Source organism: Streptomyces sp. NPDC049687, assembly GCF_044465285.1.
In the GTDB taxonomy this organism is placed as follows: Bacteria; Actinomycetota; Actinomycetes; order Streptomycetales; family Streptomycetaceae; genus Streptomyces.
Genome location: NZ_JBITLN010000031.1, coordinates 15,702 through 34,914, shown reverse-complemented (window position 1 = coordinate 34,914; position 19,213 = coordinate 15,702). Strand labels below are relative to the sequence as shown.

The following is a 19,213-nucleotide window of genomic DNA, read 5'->3' as shown; positions in this document are numbered from 1 at the left end:
GGCCGGATGAACTCCCACTCGGCATCTGACAGTTCATGTCGACGTATCACCCGACCATGATCCATCACTCAAGATCATTTGAAGACACCGCCTAGCGGGGGTCGACATTGCGCAGGTCGGCTACGTCGCGTTCGCCGGCGAGTGTGGCGGTGCCGGTGATGAAGCCGCGGCCGAGAGATGAGTAGGCGACGAAGCCGACGCCCAGTTCGCCGAGGACCGGGAAGAACTGCTCGACGCCCCGCTCGAACCGGAGTACCAGCCTGAAGGGCGGAGACCGGCCGCACCACCTGCGCCCCGCGGATGGCCTGCGGGCCGGTCTCGCTCAGGCCGAAGCACTTGGCCTTGCCCGCAGCGATCAGCTCCTTGACAGTGCTCCGGCAAGAGGCCCGGCTCAGCGTCGTTCACCAAGCGGATCGGTTGCGATCACTGGCTCAGCCTGCTTACTATTACGATCGTAATTTAATGGACCTGGGCCGCATCGGGCCACGCCATCCGCGCCCTGGTCATCTCCTCTCCACTTCACCGGGAACCTTCATGGACCTCTCCGCCAGCACCGCCCTTGTCACCGGAGCGAACCGGGGCTTCGGCCGGGCCCTCGCCGCCGAACTGCTCAGCCGCGGCGCCACCGTCTATGCCGGCGCCCGCAATCCCGACCAGGTCGACCTGCCCGGCGCCAAGCCGATCGCACTCGACATCACCGACCCCGCCTCCGTCGCGGCCGCCGCCGCGGCCACCGGCGACGTGACCGTCCTGGTCAACAACGCGGGCTCCTCCACCGGCGCCGACCTGCTCACCGCCGACCTGGACGACATCCGCCTGGAGATGAACACCCACTACCTCGGCACCCTGACGGTGGCCCGCGCCTTCGCACCCCAGATCGCGGCCAACGGCGGCGGGGCCATGCTGAACGTCCTGTCCGGCCTGTCCTGGGTCAGCTTCCCGGAGTTCGGCGCCTACTGCGCCGCCAAATCCGCGGAGTGGTCGCTCACCAACACCCTGCGCGTGCAACTGGCCGACCAGGGCATCCGCGTGGCCGGTCTGCATGTGGGCTACATGGACACCGACATGGTCCGTACCGTCGACGCGGCCAAGTCCGACCCGGCCGACATCGCGCGCATCGCCGTGGACGGCATCGCCGCCGGCTCCTACGAGATCCTCGCCGACAACGCCGCCCGCCAGGCACAGGCAGCACTGTCCGGGGGCGTCTCGGCGCTCTACCCGCAGCTCCCCTGAAAAGCACCCACCCCCACGGGCCAACCGCCAGGCACGTCCGCCAAGGGAACGTCCTGACACCGCATCACAAGCAACCGGTTCGGGAGGCAGTGCCGTCGGGGCCGCGGTCATCACCAGCACGGCCGGCTTCATCACCGCGCTCGACAACCCGATCGTCACTCCCGCCCTCCCCTCCATCCGCAAAGACCCCGGCGGCGGCCTCGCTCAAAAGCGAGGATCCCTTCCGCCCGCCTGACCCTTCCCACTCTCGTACGCCGCCGGACGGTCTCGACGGCTGCGGTTCGCCGGTCGGCCATCCATGGGAAACGGCTGGCCGGCGGTTCGCCCCGTGTGTCGGGTCTTGCCTGCTGAGCGTTTTGCGGCCTATTATATTACGACCGTAATGTGAATGGTGGGGCCGAGCGGTATCTCGCCATAGCCCGAACGAACGGAGCCCACACCACGCCGCACAGGTGCAGGCGGGACCGGCTCAGCCGACGCAGTTCCGAGTGACAAGCCGACGACACCCGCACCCCACCCGGCGCAACAGCTCCATGGTTGCCGAACGCGATCACGGCCACGCAAGCCCAAGCCCCCCTACGAAACACGAAACGGAAACCACGCCATGAGCCAGCCCAGCACGATCCGCCTGGAGCGGACGACCCCGCGGACCGCCAGGATCACGTTCTCGAATCCCCCCGTGAACCTGGTGGTTCCCGAGTCGATCGTGACGCTGCACAAGATCGTCTCGGAGCTGGAGAGCAACCCGGACATCCAGGTCGTCGTCTTCGCCAGCGAACTTCCCGACTTCTTCATCAACCACTTCGACGCCACCGCGGCCGCCGACCTCCCCGCGCCCGAGCACGAGGACGACAACCCGCTCTGGACCGACATGGTCCTGCGGCTGAGCAAGGCTCCGTTCGTCAGCATCGCGGCCATCCGGGGCCGTACCCGCGGCGCCGGCAACGAGCTGGCCCTGGCCTGCGACCTGCGCTACGCCAGCCGCGAGAAGGCGTTCTTCGGCCAGCCCGAGGTCGGCCTCGGCCTCGTCCCTGGCGGAGGGGGAGCCGAGCGACTGCCCCGTTCGATCGGCCGCGACCGGGCGCTCGAGGCCATCCTCGGCAGTGCCGACTACGACGCCGACCTGGCCGAGCGCTGGGGATGGGTCACCCGCACCCTGCCCGACGCCGAACTCGACGCCTTCGTCGACGCGACCGTCGCCCGTCTCGCCTCCTTCGACCGGCAGGCACTGGCGACCGCCAAGTCCCAGGTCAACCGGGCGACACTGCCGCCGGACGCCCACCTGGTCGCCTCCTTCGGCGAGTTCGCGGGCACCCTGACGCAGCCGGGATTCGCCGCGCGTGCGGTCGGGCTCGGCGCACTGGCCGCCGAAAAGGGCCTCGACGTCGAGTACCAGCTGGGCGAGTACATCGGCCGGGTCAGCGAAGCCCTCTGATCACCCCGGCCGCACCCACGACCGACCGCAGCGCCCCACAGGGCGCCCGTAGGCGCCACGACCCCCCGGGCGGGATCCGTCCCCGGCCCACCAGGGTCCCCATGGCGGCCGGGCACGCTTCCACGGCGGCCCGGCCGCCGGCTCCCGGCCGGAGGGCCCCGCCGCACCCGCCGGGGTCCGAACACGGACAACGCGACGGGCAATGCCCCACCGCGCACCGGTCGTCACGTGTGCAGGTCGACCGTTCTCACGTCCGGTGCCGTGACTTCGTCGACGGCACGAAGGGCTCTCGGCAGCAGCGCAGAGCATCCTTGGAGAAGGCACTGTATGCCGCACCAACGGCTCAAAATCGCAGGCTCGTCAGTGTCTGACCCTCGGGTGGTCGGTCGGCTGCGGTCAGGCTCCTGGGTTCCGTGTCGCCGGCTGGTCGCTGCTGTCGCGTGCCAGTGAGGCGAGGATTTCCTTGCGGCAGACATCGAGGATCTCGTCCGCCAGCGGAGAACCGTCCGGGCATGCCCGCGACAGCATGACCGCGCCGACCGAATGGGCGAGCATGTCGATCACCATGGTGCGGGCCGCGCGCTGGTCCGCATCCCCCTGCGTGCCGCTCGGGGCCTGAAGGGCCGTCAGCAGGTTCTCGATCCCGGCCGCGAACTCCGTTTTGATGTGCGCCGGCTGACGTGCGGCATCGCCGCTGAGGGCCGCGATGGTGCAGCCGTCGCCGCGCCCGTCGCGATGCGCCCGGGAGACGTAGCTCTCGACGAACTCGGCGGGATCCAGGCCTTCTGTCCGTGCCGCGGTCTGCGAGAGCCCGCCCGCGGACGCTTCGGCCATCAGGTCGGCCTTGGAGCGGAAGTGCCTGTAGAACCCGCCATGGGTGAACCCGGCGGCCGCCATCAGTTCCGCCACGCCGACAGCGTCATAGCCGCGCTCGCGGAACAGCCTGGCTGCTGTCGCGACGATGTGCGCACGGTTCTGCTCCGCCTGTGCCCTGGTGACCCGCATGTCCAGCCACCCCTTCCACGGTCGACGCTCGACGGCCAAGCATACATAGATGTCGATCGACATCTATGAGCTTGACTTTTTATATTACGACCGTCATCGTCTTGCTGCCCCCTGCAGAAAGCCGCAGACCATGAGCGACACGCATGTGACCGCCCCGACCCAGTACATCGAGGTCGACGGCGACCGATTCGCCTACCGACGCTGGGGCAAGCCCTCCGGCGTCCCGATCTTCCTCATCCAGCACCTCCGCGGGGGAATGGACCACTGGGACCCCCTGCTCACCGACGGCCTGGCCGAAGGCCGTGAGGTCATCCTGTTCAACGGGCGCGGTATCGCCTCGTCATCCGGCACGCCGCGCAACCGGATGGAGGACATGGCCGACGACATCGCCGCGGTCATCCGGGCGCTGGGGCTGGAGCAGGTCGATCTGCTCGGCTTCTCGATCGGCGGCTGGCAGGCGGAGGAAGTCACGCTGCGCCACCCCCAGCTGGTGCGCAAGCTCCTCCTGGTCGGCACCGGCCTGCGGGGCGGGGACCCAACGATGGACCCTAAGGTGCCCGAGGTGGCGACGAATCCGGTCCCCACCGTGGAGGACTTCCTCTTCCTGTTCTTCGGCCGCTCGGAAGCCGCCGTCGAAGCGGGCCGGGCCTTCTGGGAGCGACGCCACCAGCGGACCGACCAGGACCCGCCGAGCTCACTCGAAGTCGCACAGGCGCAGCTCGAAGCGGTTGCCGCCTATGCGGAACCGCTGCCCGGCGAGAATCCCTACGCCTACCTGAACGCGATCACCCAGCCGACCCTGGTCCTCAACGGCACGAACGACGTGATGATCGCCTCGATCAACTCCTGGCACCTCGCCCAGAACATCCCCAACGCCCAACTGCTGATCTACCCCGACGCCGGGCACGGAGCCCACTTCCAGTACCCCGAGCGGTTCCTGAAGCACGCCCTTCAGTTCCTCGACGAGTAAGCAGCCGCGTTCGAAAGGCGAACGGCACGTCCTCGGCCGACGGCCGTCCTGGCCATCTTGTACCGCCCGCCACCCAGCAAAGCATTACGGACGTAATGTAATTTATCCATGCCCATGGCGGATGCCGCATCGGATTCACAGCCCAGAACGCGGGTCTGCCGGATGTCCGCCACCAACAATCTGAGGAATCACGCATGCTCGACAGCCTGTGGACCCCGACCGTCGCCGGAAAGATCTCCCTGCCGCACCGTCTGGCGATGGCCCCCCTGACCCGCAGCCGGGCCACCTTGGACGGCGTGCCGACCGAGCTGAACGCCGAGTACTACGCCCAGCGCGCCTCGCACGCCCTGATCATCACCGAGGGCACCCAGCCCTCCGCCGGCGGCCAGGGCTACCCGGTGACCCCGGGCATCTACACCGACGAGCACATCGCCGGCTGGCGCAAGGTCACCGACGCAGTCCACAAGGCCGACGGACGCATCGTCATCCAGCTCATGCACGTCGGACGCATCTCCCACCCCGACAACACCCACCACCACCGGCAGCCGGTGGCCCCCTCCGCGATCAAGCCGGCAGGCCAGACGTTCACCGGCTCCGGGATGCAGGAGATGCCGGAGCCGCGCGCACTGTCGACCGAGGAGGTCGCCGCGACGGTCGACGACTTCCGCCGCGCCGCCGCGGCCGCCATCGCGGCCGGCGCCGACGGCGTCGAGATCCACGGCGCCAACGGCTACCTGGTCCACCAGTTCCTCTTCCCCAGCACCAACCAGCGCACCGACCAGTACGGCGGCTCCCTCGACAACCGCATCCGCTTCGCGGTAGAGGTCGCCACCGCCGTAACCGACGAGATCGGAGCCGACCGCACCGGCATCCGGCTCTCCCCCGGCAACCCGTTCCAGCTCGGCGACCTCGCGGAGGACGACACCCACGAGCTCTACCCGCACCTCGTGCGGGCCCTCGCCCCCCTCGACCTCGCCTACCTGCACCTCGCCCACGGCGGCGACGAGGAACTCCTGGGCACACTGCGCAAGTTGTGGCCCAACACGCTATTCCTCAACCGCGCCGGCACCGACATCGCCACCCGCGCCAAGGACATCGACAACGGCATCGCCGACGTCGTCACCGTCGGCTCCATGGCCCTCGCCAACCCCGACCTGGTCGAGCGGATACGAGCCGGAGCACCCCTGAACACCCCCGACCCCGCCACCTTCTACGGCGGCGGCGCGGCCGGCTACACCGACTACCCCACCCACGCCGCCTGACCGGAGCGCCAGTGCCCGAGGAAGTCGTCTTCCTCGGGCGCTTCGGCGTACGCACGGCGCAGCCAGGCAGCGGTGAACATGCGCTCGCGACGCGAGCGGTGTGCCGTCGATGACCACGAGGTCCCGCCCCGCGGCTCCCAATCCGGACTCGCCGCACCGGACGTGCACTCGACCCCGTCGACTACGGTTCGCCAACGCCCTCAAGGCGCAGCCCGGGGTTGTGACATATGCGGCTCCGCCACGTGGGCGCGACCAGCCACAGCGGCGCCGCAGCCGGACGACGGCACCACACGGCACTTCAAGCGGAGCGCTCCGCGGCGGTCGCGCGAACACCAGGGCTATAACCGCTCTCTGAGACATGACCACGGAAAGTGCGTCGGTGGGCCGGCGGGGAGACGCCGACGGCGGCGTGTAGATGCTGTCGCAGCGAGGTGTGGGCAGCGAAGCTGACCTGGCCGGCGATCTCGTCCACCGGCAGGTCGGCGGTCTCCAGGAGGTGACGGCCCCGGCCGGCCCTCTGTTGGATCAGCCGGCGTCCCCGGTTCATGCCCACTTCCTCGGTGAAGCAGCGGGCGCCGACGGCCCGGCGGGCCTGGAGGCCGGGACGGACGCGTACTTCACGCAGTTCCCGCAGTTGAGCGTGGGGCTCGAGCGGGTCATCGCCGAGGGTGAACTCGTCGCCGTCCACAGCCACTGCACCGCGGCAACACGATGTTCCGGACGTCACAGACCCACCCAGCCGTGTGCGCGCTACCGGCTACCGGTGCTTTCCCTGAGGTGGGTCCGTGCGCGATGCCTGGCCTGCCGTCTGCTGGGCGATAGATCGGCCACACAATCACCTGCCGACCGTAATATTACGTGCGTCAGGCCATGGATTAGGATGAGATACAAGGCAATGGTCCGGCAAAGTTGGGGAGGAACCCTGTGGCGCGCTACAGCAAGGAACACAAGCAGGTGACGCGGCAGCGGATCATCGAGCGGGCCGGCCACCGGTTCAAGCAGGACGGCATCGACGGCTCCGGCATCTCCACGCTGATGTCGGACGCCGGACTCACCAACGGAGCCTTCTACGCCCACTTCGAGTCCAAGGACGACCTCGTCGCTCACGTCGTCGCCGATCAGCTGCGCGCGCAGGTGGAGCAGTTCGGCACGCTGCGGCCCGGCCGCGAGGGCCTCGAGGATCTCATCCGCTCGTATCTGTCGCCCGAGCACCGGGACAACCCCGGCAACGGTTGTCCGAACGCCGCCCTGCTGGACGAGATCGGCCGCTGCGGTGACGGAACCAAGGACGCCTACACCCACGGTGCCAAAGCCATCGTGGACGAGTTCGCCGCCCGCCTGGCACCCGAGGATCCGCAGTCCGCCCGCGGTCAGGCCGTCGGGCTCTTCACCCTGGCGGTGGGAACGCTGCAGCTGTCCCGCGCGCTCTCCGACCAAAAGTTCTCCGACGAGGTCCTTGAGCAGGGCATCGAGAACGCCCTCGCCATCGCGCGATGCACGTCAGCACCGGCTGGATGACCTGGCACGGGCCGGGACGCCGGTGCCGCGTGAGCGGGTGGTCCCCGGGGCAACTGCGATCTCGGGAGCGGCCGGTGCGGGGGTCCTGCGCTCGTACGGGGGCCGACTCTGCGCCCGTTCGAAATACGCCGTAGCGGCAGTGCAGGTCCTGGGCCTGGGTCCTGGTGCCCGAACGGGACGTCGACCGGTCTCCGCATCGCCGTCCTGCACGACAACCGCCTCGGCGCCGCAGGGCCGAGAGGCGAGCAGGTCAGTTACGCCGAACACGTGACGAGAGCCGTGACGCCCGCCGGGCGTCACGGCTCTGAGTCGGCGTCCTTGGCCCCGTACGCAGACCGCACTGCGGCCCTACGGCCGGCCGAAGAACTCGAGAGCCGTCGGCACGAACTGCTCGTGGTACTGGAAGATGCCGCCGTGTCCGCCGTCGGGGTAGATCACCAGCTCGGCGTTGGGCAGTCGCCGGGCCATGTCGGCCGAGTTCGGCGTCGGCACCATGCGGTCGTCGTCACCGTTGGCGACGAGCACGGGCTGCTGGATGACGGACAGATCCTGCGGCGTTGCCAGCCCCCAGCGGTGGATGGCCTTGAGCTGGGAGAAGTAGGAGGTGAGGCGGATCGCCTTGTCCCGGTCCTTGGTGCGCTCCTTCAGGCGGGCCAGGAACTCCTTGCCGGCCCGAATCCCGTTCGGGGTGCGGGTGAAGAAGAGGAACTGCTTCACGTCCTGAAGAGTGAGCAGTGCCCGGAGGGTGTCGAAGTGGGAGATCCGGGTCACGTTCTTGATGCCCTCACCTCCGGCCGGACCGGTGCCCGCGAGGATCAGCCTGCGGATGAGCTGCGGATCGGTCTGGGCGATCACCTGGGCGATCATGCCGCCCATCGAGAAGCTGAGGACGTCGACCTGCTCGAAGCCCAGCGCCCGGATGAAGGTGACGGCGTCCTTGGCCATCTCCTCGATGGTCTTCGGCGTCACGCCGGTGGAGGCACCCACACCCCGGTTGTCGAACGTGATCACCCGGTGCTTGGCGGCGATGCCGTCGACGACCCGGGGGTCCCAGTTGTCCAGGACCGCGGCGAGGTGGGTGATGAAGATGACCGGCATGCCGGTCCGGGGGCCGAGGTCGCGGTAGGCGAAGGTTACTCCGTCGGCGGTGACGGTGCGGGTCTGCGCGTTCTTGTACGACGTCACCACGTCACCATGTGTTTCGCGTGCGTTCACGGTCGTGCCCTTCGATGTGTGGGTTACCGCGACTGTGCGCCAATTTCTGCTTCCTCGCAGGTGGGCGTAGAGCGGTGCTCCTGTGTCTCCCGGCCGCGGCTGCAGTCCGGAGTCGACGGTCAGAGGAGGCTCATGGACAACCACCTGGATCAGGTCTCTGAACAACCCGTCGACCATTGAAGTATGACCATACTTTCATTGGGGTGCAAGTGGTGGAGCCGAACGAGATGCACAGCTGTGGAATCACGGGTTCCGCCGGGCTTCGCGGCGCACAGCACAGCGCACCACCAGGGCAGGAGCGGCTCACCTGCGCCGACGGCTGCGAGACTCTGGTCGTGACCGGCGAGTCGCGAACGTCCGGCCCCGGACCGGTGACAGCCGACGATCTGTTCAGCGGTCATGGCATCGACGCCCGGCGTGAGGACGACGCCTGGCTGCGCCCGGATTCCAGGACGAGGGCCGGGCCGGAGTCCGCACCGTGGACTACGACAACGGCCGCCTCAGCCCCGACCCCGCGTCGCCGGCACAGCGCATCGCCGACCTGCACCCGTGGCGGACCCGGCGCGACGCTTACGGCGCCTTCTCCTCAAGTTCGGACAGAACGTCGTGGGCCGACTCAAGCTCCGTGCGCGCGGAGTGGCCGGACCGTCATCACGGCGTGGCACCCGGGGTCCTTGAGGACGGCGAGCTGTGCGTACGGCCGCTGCGTTCGGCTCTGGCGGCCGACCGCTTCATCTTGAGCGGCTGCGAAGACGCCTTCGAACCGGCCACGGCCTTCCACGGGTTCCGCTGCGTTGAGCTCACGGGCCGGCCCAAAGGCATCCCGGCCGGTGACGCGGTGAGCGCCGTCGTCATCGACGTCCGCCCCGTCCTCGAACTGTCGTGGTGTTCGCTCATGCTCCTGCGCAACACCGTCGCTGTGCGCAGATCGGCCGGCTGATCCCCGATCCGGTCGGCCCTGCCCGTCGAGGTCGGCGAGGCCGAACTGGCTGAGGCGATGGCGGTCGCGTCCCAGGCCGACTACGTCGGCGACACCGTCGGTCTGACCGGAAAAGACCGCTCCACGGCGACGCTGGATCTCATCGGGAGTCAGATCGCGCTCCCCGGCGGCCTCAGAAGCCCGACCGGCCCCTCGTTTTGTCCATCCAGGGCAAGCTTTCGACGCTGCCCGCCTCGCAACTCTGCGCGGACGCCATCGACCAGGCCTTCAACCCGGGGATGCAGGGCGGTCGGGCGATCGCCGAGCTCGCGCTCGAGCGCATCGAGCCGAGCGGGCGGCTGCCCCTCAACGTTCGTTCCCCGCCCTGCCGGACAGCTGCCGGTCTACTGCGGCCAGGTCCGGGGGCATCACGTCCGCCTTCGGCGGGGGCCTCAGCTACACGACGGTGCACTACTGGGAACCGGCAATCCAGCCCCGTTGCCACGCCGCCGGTACGCACCGACTGCCCAGCCTCGATGGCGACGCCGGTCAGTCATCGTGCAAGCGCCGCCTCACGGCTGTGAGGCGGCGCTTGCACGACTCAGCCAGCCGCCGCCGGGGTGCGGGATCGGCGGCGCGGTAGGCGTGCTCAGGCGGCGAGGAAGTCGGCCACCTGCCGGGTGAAGGCCCTGGCGTGCTGGAAGAGGAAGGCGTGGCCGGCGTCGCCGTAGAGGAGGAGGGTGGCGTCGGCCAGGTGCTGGACGGCGACGTAGGACGCGTGGGCGGGGACCATCACGTCGTGCAGACCGTTGGCGTACAGGACGGGGTGCGTGATGGACTCCAGTTCGGCCCGCACCTCGTCGAAGGGGGCTGCCAGGAGCTGGCCGATCGCGGCGAGCATGCCCTGCGCCGCCGCCTCGGTGACCGCGGGGCCGCCGGCGGCGAGCCGGGGCGCGACGTGGGCGAAGTGCTCGTGCCCCGAGGCGCGGGCCGCGTCCGTCTCCGGGTAGAACAGGTACAGCATGTCGTCCTGGTCGGCGTCGGGCTTGGCCATGATGCCCAGGACCTTCTCGCTCGCCTCCGGCGCACCGGGCACCCAGCCGGTCGGGCCGCTGCCCGCCACGATGATCTTGCGCACCAGCTCCGGGCGACGCGCGGCCAGGCGCTGGGCCACGAAGCCGCCCAGTGACCAGCCGAGCACGTCGGCCCGCGTGAGGCCGAGGGCCTCGATGAACTCGGCGGCGCCGTCGGCGAATCCGTCGAGGGAGTCGCGCGGCTCGCCGGTGGTGTAGCCGACGCCGACATTGTCGAACACGATCACGTCGTGGTCGGCGGCCAGGTAGTCCAGGAACTCCGGGTCCCACCAGTCGATGGTCGCCCGGAACCGCTGCAGCAGGACCAGCGGGACACCGCCCTGCGGACCCATGCGCCGGTAGGTGAAGGTCGCGGACGGCCCCTCCACGATGCGGTTCTCGGCCTTGTCTGCCAGATACGTGCTCATGACGTCCTTCTCTTGCTGTCGGGTGCCCGTCCGTTCTCGCGGGCCTGCTCACGCAGCACGCAAGACATGCTGGGCCTGTGGGGCCGCTGCCCTTGACCGACGCCCTACGCGGCGAGCCAGGGTCGTGGACCAGGGGCGACGATCCGCTCGGACCGCTCGATCACCTTCTCGCCCCCCGGGGTGACCCAGGCGGCTTCCGGCTCGCTCCGGCCCTCGGAATCCACCGTGCCGAGCCGCGAGCAATTAAATTATGTCCATAATACTAAGCAGGCGCGACCCGGGCGCACAAGGGGGCTCCCATGGCGGGCGAAGCCCGCGGCCGGCCTCGGGGCCGCATGCCGGTCGACAGTGCACGCGGTGCAGCGCAGCGGAGACCGAGGGGCTGCGGCCCCACCCCGACCGGCGAGAGTGCCGGAATCCGGGCCTATTGAATTACGTTCACAATACAATACATTGGAGGAGCCGACGGAGGGCGAGTAGCCCACCCGGCCCGGAGAGGAGTGTGCGGTGCGATACAGGAAAGAACACAAGCAGGCCACCCGGCGGAGGATCATCGAGACGGCCGGCCGCCGCTTCAAGGAGGACGGCATCGACGGCTCGGGCATCGCGGCGCTCATGAAGGACGCCGGGCTGACCAACGGCGCCTTCTACACCCACTTCACGTCCAAGGACGACCTGGTGGCCACCACGATCGCCGACCAGCTGCAGGCCCAGAACGCGAGCATCGTCGCGCACGCACAACCGGGCCGCGCCGGCCTCGAACAGATCGTGCGCTGGTACCTGTCCCCCTGGCACCGCGACAGCCGTGACGCCGGCTGCCCCTCCGCCGCCCTGCTCGACGAGATAGGGCGCTGCACCCACCCGACCAAGCAGGCGTACACCGAGGGCGTACTGGTGGTCGCCGACGGCATCGCCGCCCGCCTGGCGCCGGGCGACCCGCTCTCGGTCCGCCCCATGGCACTCAGCGCGTACGCCATGATGGCCGGCACACTCCAGCTCGCGCGGGCCCTCGCCGACCCGCAGCTCGCCGACCAGGTCCTCGAACAGGGCATCCACAACGCCCTCGCACTCCTGGGCCTCGAGCACGGGCACGCCACAGCCCCGAACTGACCCGCCCAGAACGCACCCGTCACCGCAGGCCGCCCGTTACACCTGAGCAGCCCACCGCTTGACCCCACCGCGCCAGCTCCCTGCGCCGGAAGCCGGCCGCCCGCGCGACCTCACAGGCGGCCGCTCGGCCGGCCGCCGGGGCCTCGCCGGCCTGCCCCGCGTCCGCCACGGGCGGGGCGTCCCGAGCACAAGGAGCCCGCTTGCGGTCTACCGACCGACCACTCATGCATTATGGCCATACTTTCATGGCTGGCGCCCGCCCTCGGCAGGCCCGGGATGAACAGCATCCTCGCTCCTGCGGACGAGATATGGAGATCTCACCGAGAGGGTCGCTGCCCAGCTCAAGGTGATCCTCGCTGGAGAAATCACGCACCGATGGACCTCTCCTTGATCCGGCACCCCGTTCTGGTCGCGAACGGCGAGGACGACCGCATGCTTCCCACACGAGCATCGTTCGGCCTCGCGCATCGCCTGAAGAACGCCTCACGTCGGATCTGCCCCGATGCCGGCCATGGCGGCGTCTTCCCACACCACGAGCAGTTCGCGCCACATGTTCTGGAGCTTCTTCGATGAGCTCCCACACCGGAGGTATCAGAAAAGATGAGTCCGAACAAGATGCTTCTTGGTTCCGCGGGCCTCGGGGTCGCCGTGATCGGGTTGATCTACCTCTTGGCTCCCCACCTCTTGCTCGACGTCTACGGGGTCGGCATCCAGTCGCCATCGGAGGCGAACATTTTCAGGAGCGGTTCCGGGTCACTGTACGTAGCCCTGGCGATCCGAGTGCGCCGGACCGGTGAGCGGAAGGCGTGGGCCGCCGTCCGGTGTAGAAGCGCCCGAACGAATCCGGGGCAAGTGTGATCAGGGCTGATCGCTGACGGCTCGGTAGGCCGTTATGAACAGGGTGTGGCACAGGTCGATCAGTTCTTCGACGGTGGCGTCCTGGTGGCCGAGCGTCCAGTCCACGAGGAGTTCGTTGACTCCGCCGACCAGGCTCATCGCGGTCATGGTGAGCCGGCTGGAGGGGGCTTCCGGGGCGGTGAGCGGTCCGACGACGGCGGCGACCATTGCGGCGAATTCGTGCAGGACCTCACGGCGCCGTACTTCGAGGCGGGGGCTGGCGCCCACGACCTCGATGAGCACCAGGCGGGCCATGCGGGCGTCGCCGGCCAGCGTGCGGATGAACACCTCAAGGCCGGCGCGCAGTTGGGCGTCGACATCGGGTGCGGCGGCGGCTGCGGCCTGCGCGGTTTCGGCGATGATCGTAGTGATCACATCGTTGTAGACCCCGGCGAGCAGGTCTTCGCGGTCGCGGAACGACTCGTAGAAGTAGCGCTCGGTCAGTCCGGCGTGCGAGCACACCTGCTTGACGGAGACCGAGGCGTATCCGGCCGTGCCGAACAGGTCGAGGCCCGCCTGGATGAGGCGGGTGCGGCGCTCCTGCTGTCGTTGCGCCGCGTCGCGTCCGCCGTAGCGCCGCCCGGCGGTCTGTGTGCCGGTCATTTTTCCCCTTCGCAGAGGTGTTGACACCGGTGTGCCCCGAACTGACACTCTAGCTTGTCAGTTCATCTGACACGGCGACGTGTCAGACGCGCGTGGGGGCCGCTTGCCGCTCGGCGTTCCGCTCGTGCTCAGGGCAAGAAGGGGGCTCGACCGTGGCAGCACCGCCCAAAGACCCGTACACATTCAGCCGAAGAGACCGCGGCAGGCTCCCCCCCACACAGCCGCTGACCGGCAAAGTGATCGCGGTCACCGGGGCGGGGCGCGGAATCGGGCGCGCCGTCGCAGCCAGGCTCGCCGCGGCCGGAGCCGCGGTGGCGATCGGCGATCTCGACGCGGGGCTTGCCGTCGAGACGGCCGATGCCATCGGCGCGTATCGCGGTGGCCGGCTGCTCGGGCTGTCTCTCGACGTCACGGACACACCTTCCTTCGAAGACTTCCTGCGCACCGTCGAGACCCGGGTCGGGCCGATCGACGTACTGATCAACAACGCCGGAATCATGTGGGTGGGCCCCTTCGAAGAGGAACCGGAGGAAGCCGCCCTGCGCCAGTTCGACGTCAACGTCCACGGCGTACTGCGTGGGATGAAACTCGTGATTCCGCAGATGCGGAAGCGCGGTCGCGGCCACGTCGTGAACATCGCCTCCGCCGCCAGCAAGGTCGCCCCGGCCGGCGAGGCGACCTACGCGGCGACGAAGCACGCTGTCCATGGCTACAGCACCGCCGTCCGCGCCGAACTGCGCGGCACCGGCGTGCAGGTGTCCCTGGTGATGCCCGGCGTCGTGGACACCGAGCTGGCCGTGGGCACCGCGACCGGCCCCACCCGACGCCTGACGACAGATCATGTGGCCGACGCGGTGCTCGATGTCGTGCTGCGCCCGCGGTTCGAGGTCTTCCTTCCACGTCAGGTAGCTGCCCTGACCCGGTTGGCCGCGCTGCTGCCGGGCCGTGCCCGCGATGCCCTGCATCACTTCCTTGTCCCCGACCAGCTCGCCGCCCTGTCCGACCGGTCGGTCCGCGCGGCCTACGAGCAGCGCATCCGGACCGCCCGCCGTCCCGGAAGTTGAGCCCGTGACCACCACGCCCAAGCCGGCGCCCAGCGCGGAGAAGGCCCAGGACGCCGCCGCTCCGCGTCCCATCCCCGAATTCGAAGGTGTCCACGCCGTATGGCCCCGCGGTGACCGGCTGCGCGCCGTGCGCAGCGCCGCGGCCGCCTACCGTGAGCGGTTCGTCCAGCAGGGCCGCATCCACGCCGTCCGCAGTTTCGACATCGCCGCCGCCCCGTACCCGACCCGGTTCGGCTTCCACGGCGCCGCGCTCGCCGTCAACCCGTTCGTGAGCATCGTCAACCGGATGCTCGTCGTGCAGTTCGACGGCTTCGACGGCTTCGACGGTGAGCCGAAAACACTGGTGTGGGAGCCGACCGTCGCCGCCGGATCGGTTCAAGCGCCGTTCTACGCCCAGCTCAAGCGGCTGGCGGGAGACTTTCTCACCGAGCACGTCTTCACCCGCTACTACCAGGATCCGGATACGGTCCTGCCCTCCTGCGGTCTGCGACCCGAGGACGTGGACTTCGTCAGCTTCGACCACCTGCACGTCCAGGACGTGCGCATGATCATGGGAAGCACCAGCACCATTCCCGGCGAACGGGCACCCCGCAAAGCGCTGTTCCCGCACGCCCGCTTGCTGGTGCACCGCAGAGAACTGGGCACTTTCGAATCGACGCATCCGATGCAGTGGGCCTGGTACGTCGACGGAGGCATGGACGGGGTACCACCCGAGCGCATCACCGCCGTCGACGGCGATGTGGAACTCGGCGTCGGCGTCAGCCTGCTGTGGACCCCCGGCCATACGGACGGCAACCACTCCCTGGTGCTGAACACCCCCGACGGGGTGTGGGTCTCCTCCGAGAACGGCATCTCGGCCGACAACTGGCAGCCCGACCTCTCCCGCATCCCCGGGGTGCGCCGCCACGCCGCGTTCTACGGCCATGAGGTGGTGCCCAACGCCAACACCCTGGAGGACTCTCTCGACCAGTACGACTCCATGGTCAAGGAGAAAACGCTCGCCGACCCCAGCCGACGCGATCCACGCTGGCTGCAGATCCTGCCCTCCTCGGAACTGGCCCCCTTCAAGCGGCACTGGCCGGTGCTGCCCGGCTTCTTCCACGGCGGTCTGAACTACGGCGAACTGATCCCTGCCGGCGGTGGCCGATGACCAGCCCGGCCGCCCGCCGAATCGCCGTGGACGGCGCCGACGGCGTGGAGTTGGCCGCCTACCAGTGGGGAGCGTCGACGGCTCCTGCGGTGGTGCTGGTCCACGGCTATCCGGACACCAGCGCCGTGTGGCGCCCCGTCGCCGAGCGCCTGGCCGACCGCTTCCACGTCACCGCCTTCGACGTGCGGGGAGCCGGTGCCTCCCACCGGCCCAGGGGTCTGCGCGCCTACCGGATGTCCCGCCTGGAAGCCGACCTGGAGGCGGTTCTCGACGCGGTGAGCCCCGACCGCCCGGTGCACCTGGTCGGACACGACTGGGGATCGATCCACTCCTGGGAGTCGGTCACCGGCACCCGCCTGGCCGGGCGGATCGCCTCGTTCACCTCCATCTCCGGACCCTGCCTGGACCACGTCGGACACCTGATCCGTGCCCGCCTTCGGCCCCGGCATCCGGATCTGCCGAAGATGCTGAGGCAGGCCGCACGGTCCTGGTACATCGCCTACTTCCACCTTCCGCTGCTGCCCGCCCTGACCTGGAGAGCACTGGGACACCGCTGGCGCGCCTTCCTCACCGGCTCCCAAGGCGTGCCCGGGCACACCCCCTACCCCGCGCCGACGCTGGCCCGCGACGCCGTGTCCGGCACCGCGCTCTACCGCGCCAACATGCTGCCCCGCCTGCTGCGTCCCAGGGACAGGCCGACCACCGTCCCGGTTCAGCTCATCATCCCCACGCGCGACCTCTGCGTCACCCCGGTGCTGTCGTACGGAGTGGAGCACTGGACGCGCCAGATGCAACGGCGCCTGATCGACGCCGGGCACTGGGTACAGCTCAGCCACCCCGAGGAGATCGCGTCCCTGATCGCGGAATTCGCCCACCGCACCGAAGACGGCTCCGACCGCAGCCCGGACCACACCACGCACCCGATCTGACAGACCAACAGACCAACAGGCCGGCAGTACGGGACGACTGACCGACCGCCCCTCCCCACACTTCGATCGCCGATGGAAGAGGAACCTGTCATGTTCCGAGCCGCACATGCCCACCTGAAGAGTCCGTCCGAGCCCATCGACCACCACGACCTGGTGCTGCAACCCCGGGACGTCACCTTCGACTGGAGCACCACCCCGCTGCACTGGCTGCCGGGTGAGCCCTTCGCGACCCACACCATCGATGTGCTCCACCTCATGCTCCCCGAACTCGAACGCTGGTTCGTGCGCACCTTCGAGCAGGCACTGCCACTGATCACTGACGACCGGCTGCGCGAGGACGTACGCGGCTTCATCGGCCAGGAGGCGATGCACGCCGAGGCGCACCAGGAGGTCCTGGAGCACCTGCTCACCAAGGGGCTGGACCCGGCCCCGTACACCCTGCAGTCCGAATGGATCTTCCGAAGGGTGCTCGGAGACCGCCCGGAACTGACGCCGGCCGCCGCACACGCGCACCTCCTCCAACGGCTCGCCCTCATAGCGGCCTTCGAGCACTTCACCGCGTATCTGGGTCACTGGATTCTCAGCAACGAACACCTGGACCAGGTCGGCGCGGACCCCGCCATGCTCGATCTGTTCCGCTGGCACGGCGCCGAGGAGGTCGAACACCGTTCGGTGGCGTTCGACCTGCTGGTGCACCTCGATCCCCGATACCGGCGCCGAGTAACCGGCATGCTCGTCACCGCTCCGGTGCTGACCCGCCTGTGGATCCGCGGAGTCCGCTTCCTGATGAGCGCCGACCCCGAACTCGACGATCGGGTCAAGGTCCGCTTCCACGACTACCTGGCCGCGACACGCAAGGACCTGTTGCCCCCGCCGGGCGCGTTCACCCGCTCGGTGCTGCGCTACTTCCGCCCCGGCTACCACCCGACCCAGGAGGGCTCGACCCAGCAGGCGGTCGCCTACCTGGCGGCGTCCCCTGCCGCCCGAGCGGCTGCCCGATGAGCCGGCGAACAGTGAGGCATCCCATGGACATCAGCACACCCGTCACTCGGCCGCCGGACCTGTACGGCAGACCGCGCGGCGACTCCTTCATGCAGAAGCTGGCGGCTTTCAGCGACCACGCGGTCACGCGCCTCGCACGGCGCGGCACTCCTCCCAGGCGCCCGCCGGCCACCGAGACGCCCCTGATCCGGGAACTGGTGGTCGCCACCAGGCACCAAGAGGCCGAAGATGTCATCTCCCTGCGGCTGGAAGCACCCGACGGGGCAACACTCCCACCCTGGCAGCCCGGCGCCCACATCGAACTGCACCTGCCCTCCGGCCGCAAGCGGCAGTACTCACTGTGCGGCGACCCCGCCGACCGCTACCAGTACCGCATCGCGGTGCGCCGCATCGCGGGCGGCGGAGGCGGTTCGGCCGAGGTGCACGACGCCCTCAAAGACGGTGTGCGGGTCGCCGTCACCGCGCCCCGCAACGCCTTCCCCTTCGCCGCCGAAGCATTCGTCCTGCTCATCGCGGGCGGCATCGGAATCACCCCGATCCTGCCGATGGCCCGGGAAGCCGCCCGACGCGGGCTGGACTGGAGGCTCGTGCACACCGGCCGCAGCCGCTCCTCGATGCCCTTCGCGGCAGAGCTGGCCGAACTCGCAGCCGCAGCCCCTGGCCGGGTCTGCATCCGTCCTGACGACGAGTCCGGCGTACCCGAAGCAGCCGATCTGCTGAGCTTGAGCCCGGCGGCGGGTGCGGTGTACTGCTGCGGGCCCGCGCCCATGATCGACGGCGTGCGGCGCGCGTTCGGCGGTAGCCGCGCGTCAGCCCTGCACTTCGAGCGTTTCGCCCCGCCCCCGATCACAGACGGCCGTCCCTTCGAACTTCAGCTGGGCGACACCGGACGGGTTCTGCCGGTGCCGTACGACCGCTCCGCCCTGGATGTTCTCCACGAGGCCCTCCCGGACATGCCGTTCTCCTGCCGCCAGGGATTTTGCGGCACCTGCCGGGTACGGGTGGCCCACGGCCATGTCGATCACCGTGACCGTCGGCTCACGGCCACCGAACGTGCGGGGGGCGCCATGCTGCCCTGCGTCTCGCGCGCACCGGAAGGAGAGCGATTGGTGCTGGAGGTGTGAGCGATGGGACAGCTCGATCATGGCAGCGCGGCTTTTCGTGGAGTCCTTGCCGTCCGCCATCGTGGCGCACCTTCCCCTAGAAGTTTTACGGATACATGGTATCCACCATAAGGGCGCGTCGCGTGCCCTGTCGCCACGTTGCGCTGTGCCGCTGCCGAAAACGGATACGATAAGACCGAAACTTCTGTTTCGATGCATGCCCTCAGGACGACCGGGATGAAAGGGTGACCGCTTCATGGCTTCGGAGGTTGAGCCCGCTCCAGGAAGTCCCGCCTG

The 19,213-nt window shown here is 69.2% G+C and carries 18 protein-coding genes and 1 pseudogene; 14 read left to right on the top strand and 5 right to left on the bottom strand.

The genetic code is table 11. The annotated features are described in order from the left end of the window. Positions 1-534 precede the first annotated feature (534 nt). Positions 535-1,233 carry an SDR family oxidoreductase gene (locus ACIBVL_RS42755; protein ID WP_399106619.1) on the top strand — a complete coding sequence of 233 codons (699 nt, stop codon included), beginning with the start codon at positions 535-537 and terminating at the stop codon, positions 1,231-1,233. A 604-nt stretch (positions 1,234-1,837) separates the two neighbouring features. Further along, complete coding sequence (locus ACIBVL_RS42750; protein ID WP_399106617.1) at positions 1,838-2,668, top strand: enoyl-CoA hydratase/isomerase family protein; 831 nt, start codon at positions 1,838-1,840, stop codon at positions 2,666-2,668. Positions 2,669-3,064: 396 nt separating this feature from the next. Here ACIBVL_RS42750 and ACIBVL_RS42745 read toward each other — a convergent pair whose 3' ends face one another. Continuing rightward, positions 3,065-3,736 carry a TetR/AcrR family transcriptional regulator gene (locus ACIBVL_RS42745; RefSeq protein ID WP_399106615.1) on the bottom strand — a complete coding sequence of 224 codons (672 nt, stop codon included), beginning with the start codon at positions 3,734-3,736 and terminating at the stop codon, positions 3,065-3,067. 67 nt (positions 3,737-3,803) lie between these two features. Here ACIBVL_RS42745 and ACIBVL_RS42740 point away from each other — a divergent pair, with 67 nt between their 5' ends. Both ACIBVL_RS42740 and ACIBVL_RS42735 read left to right on the top strand, forming a co-directional pair. Beyond that, entirely contained in the window at positions 3,804-4,643 is an 840-nt protein-coding gene (locus ACIBVL_RS42740) for an alpha/beta fold hydrolase (RefSeq protein WP_399106613.1), read from the top strand. 194 nt (positions 4,644-4,837) lie between these two features. Beyond that, positions 4,838-5,905 (top strand): alkene reductase, encoded by a 1,068-nt coding sequence (locus ACIBVL_RS42735; protein ID WP_399106611.1) that lies wholly within the window; start codon positions 4,838-4,840, stop codon positions 5,903-5,905. Positions 5,906-6,203: 298 nt separating this feature from the next. Here ACIBVL_RS42735 and ACIBVL_RS42730 read toward each other — a convergent pair. Continuing rightward, positions 6,204-6,479: pseudogene (locus tag ACIBVL_RS42730) on the bottom strand (helix-turn-helix domain-containing protein); the annotation flags it as partial. On the opposite strand from ACIBVL_RS42730, the gene ACIBVL_RS42725 reads away from it, so the two are divergent. Further along, positions 6,402-6,863 carry a nuclear transport factor 2 family protein gene (locus ACIBVL_RS42725; RefSeq protein WP_399106627.1) on the top strand — a complete coding sequence of 154 codons (462 nt, stop codon included), beginning with the start codon at positions 6,402-6,404 and terminating at the stop codon, positions 6,861-6,863. The pseudogene ACIBVL_RS42730 and the gene ACIBVL_RS42725 sit on opposite strands and share 78 nt — an antisense overlap. After that, positions 6,830-7,423 (top strand): TetR/AcrR family transcriptional regulator, encoded by a 594-nt coding sequence (locus ACIBVL_RS42720; protein ID WP_399106609.1) that lies wholly within the window; start codon positions 6,830-6,832, stop codon positions 7,421-7,423. The genes ACIBVL_RS42725 and ACIBVL_RS42720 overlap by 34 nt, the downstream gene beginning before the upstream one ends. A gap of 348 nt (positions 7,424-7,771) precedes the next feature. Here ACIBVL_RS42720 and ACIBVL_RS42715 read toward each other — a convergent pair whose 3' ends face one another. Next, on the bottom strand, positions 7,772-8,638 hold the full coding sequence (locus tag ACIBVL_RS42715; RefSeq protein ID WP_399106607.1) for an alpha/beta fold hydrolase: 867 nt from the start codon (positions 8,636-8,638) through the stop codon (positions 7,772-7,774). Between the two features lie 478 nt (positions 8,639-9,116). On the opposite strand from ACIBVL_RS42715, the gene ACIBVL_RS42710 reads away from it, so the two are divergent. Then, positions 9,117-9,578 carry a family 78 glycoside hydrolase catalytic domain gene (locus ACIBVL_RS42710; protein ID WP_399106605.1) on the top strand — a complete coding sequence of 154 codons (462 nt, stop codon included), beginning with the start codon at positions 9,117-9,119 and terminating at the stop codon, positions 9,576-9,578. A 628-nt stretch (positions 9,579-10,206) separates the two neighbouring features. On the opposite strand, the gene ACIBVL_RS42705 is transcribed toward ACIBVL_RS42710, so the two are convergent. Then, positions 10,207-11,058, bottom strand: a complete 852-nt coding sequence (locus ACIBVL_RS42705; RefSeq protein WP_399106603.1) for an alpha/beta fold hydrolase — start codon at positions 11,056-11,058, stop codon at positions 10,207-10,209. A 507-nt stretch (positions 11,059-11,565) separates the two neighbouring features. Here ACIBVL_RS42705 and ACIBVL_RS42700 point away from each other — a divergent pair. Both ACIBVL_RS42700 and ACIBVL_RS42695 read left to right on the top strand, forming a co-directional pair. Next, positions 11,566-12,168, top strand: coding sequence for a TetR/AcrR family transcriptional regulator (locus tag ACIBVL_RS42700; RefSeq protein WP_399106601.1), 603 nt, complete (start codon positions 11,566-11,568; stop codon positions 12,166-12,168). Positions 12,169-12,543: 375 nt separating this feature from the next. Then, entirely contained in the window at positions 12,544-12,741 is a 198-nt protein-coding gene (locus ACIBVL_RS42695) for an alpha/beta fold hydrolase (protein ID WP_399106600.1), read from the top strand. 285 nt (positions 12,742-13,026) lie between these two features. Here the strand turns inward: ACIBVL_RS42695 and ACIBVL_RS42690 are convergent, their stop codons facing one another. After that, complete coding sequence (locus ACIBVL_RS42690) at positions 13,027-13,668, bottom strand: TetR/AcrR family transcriptional regulator (RefSeq protein WP_399106599.1); 642 nt, start codon at positions 13,666-13,668, stop codon at positions 13,027-13,029. A 92-nt stretch (positions 13,669-13,760) separates the two neighbouring features. Here ACIBVL_RS42690 and ACIBVL_RS42685 point away from each other — a divergent pair, with 92 nt between their 5' ends. The 5 genes from ACIBVL_RS42685 (at position 13,761) to ACIBVL_RS42665 (ending at position 18,937) form a co-directional block, all read left to right on the top strand. Then, complete coding sequence (locus ACIBVL_RS42685) at positions 13,761-14,732, top strand: SDR family oxidoreductase (RefSeq protein ID WP_399106598.1); 972 nt, start codon at positions 13,761-13,763, stop codon at positions 14,730-14,732. 4 nt (positions 14,733-14,736) lie between these two features. Beyond that, complete coding sequence (locus ACIBVL_RS42680; RefSeq protein WP_399106596.1) at positions 14,737-15,882, top strand: hypothetical protein; 1,146 nt, start codon at positions 14,737-14,739, stop codon at positions 15,880-15,882. Next, positions 15,879-16,811, top strand: coding sequence for an alpha/beta fold hydrolase (locus ACIBVL_RS42675; protein ID WP_399106594.1), 933 nt, complete (start codon positions 15,879-15,881; stop codon positions 16,809-16,811). Before ACIBVL_RS42680 ends, ACIBVL_RS42675 begins: the two co-directional genes overlap by 4 nt. Before the next feature lie 90 nt (positions 16,812-16,901). Next, positions 16,902-17,813 carry a metal-dependent hydrolase gene (locus tag ACIBVL_RS42670; RefSeq protein WP_399106592.1) on the top strand — a complete coding sequence of 304 codons (912 nt, stop codon included), beginning with the start codon at positions 16,902-16,904 and terminating at the stop codon, positions 17,811-17,813. Between the two features lie 23 nt (positions 17,814-17,836). Further along, positions 17,837-18,937: a PDR/VanB family oxidoreductase gene (locus ACIBVL_RS42665; RefSeq protein WP_399106590.1), complete on the top strand. Its 1,101-nt coding sequence runs from the start codon at positions 17,837-17,839 to the stop codon at positions 18,935-18,937. Positions 18,938-19,213: the final 276 nt, after the last annotated feature.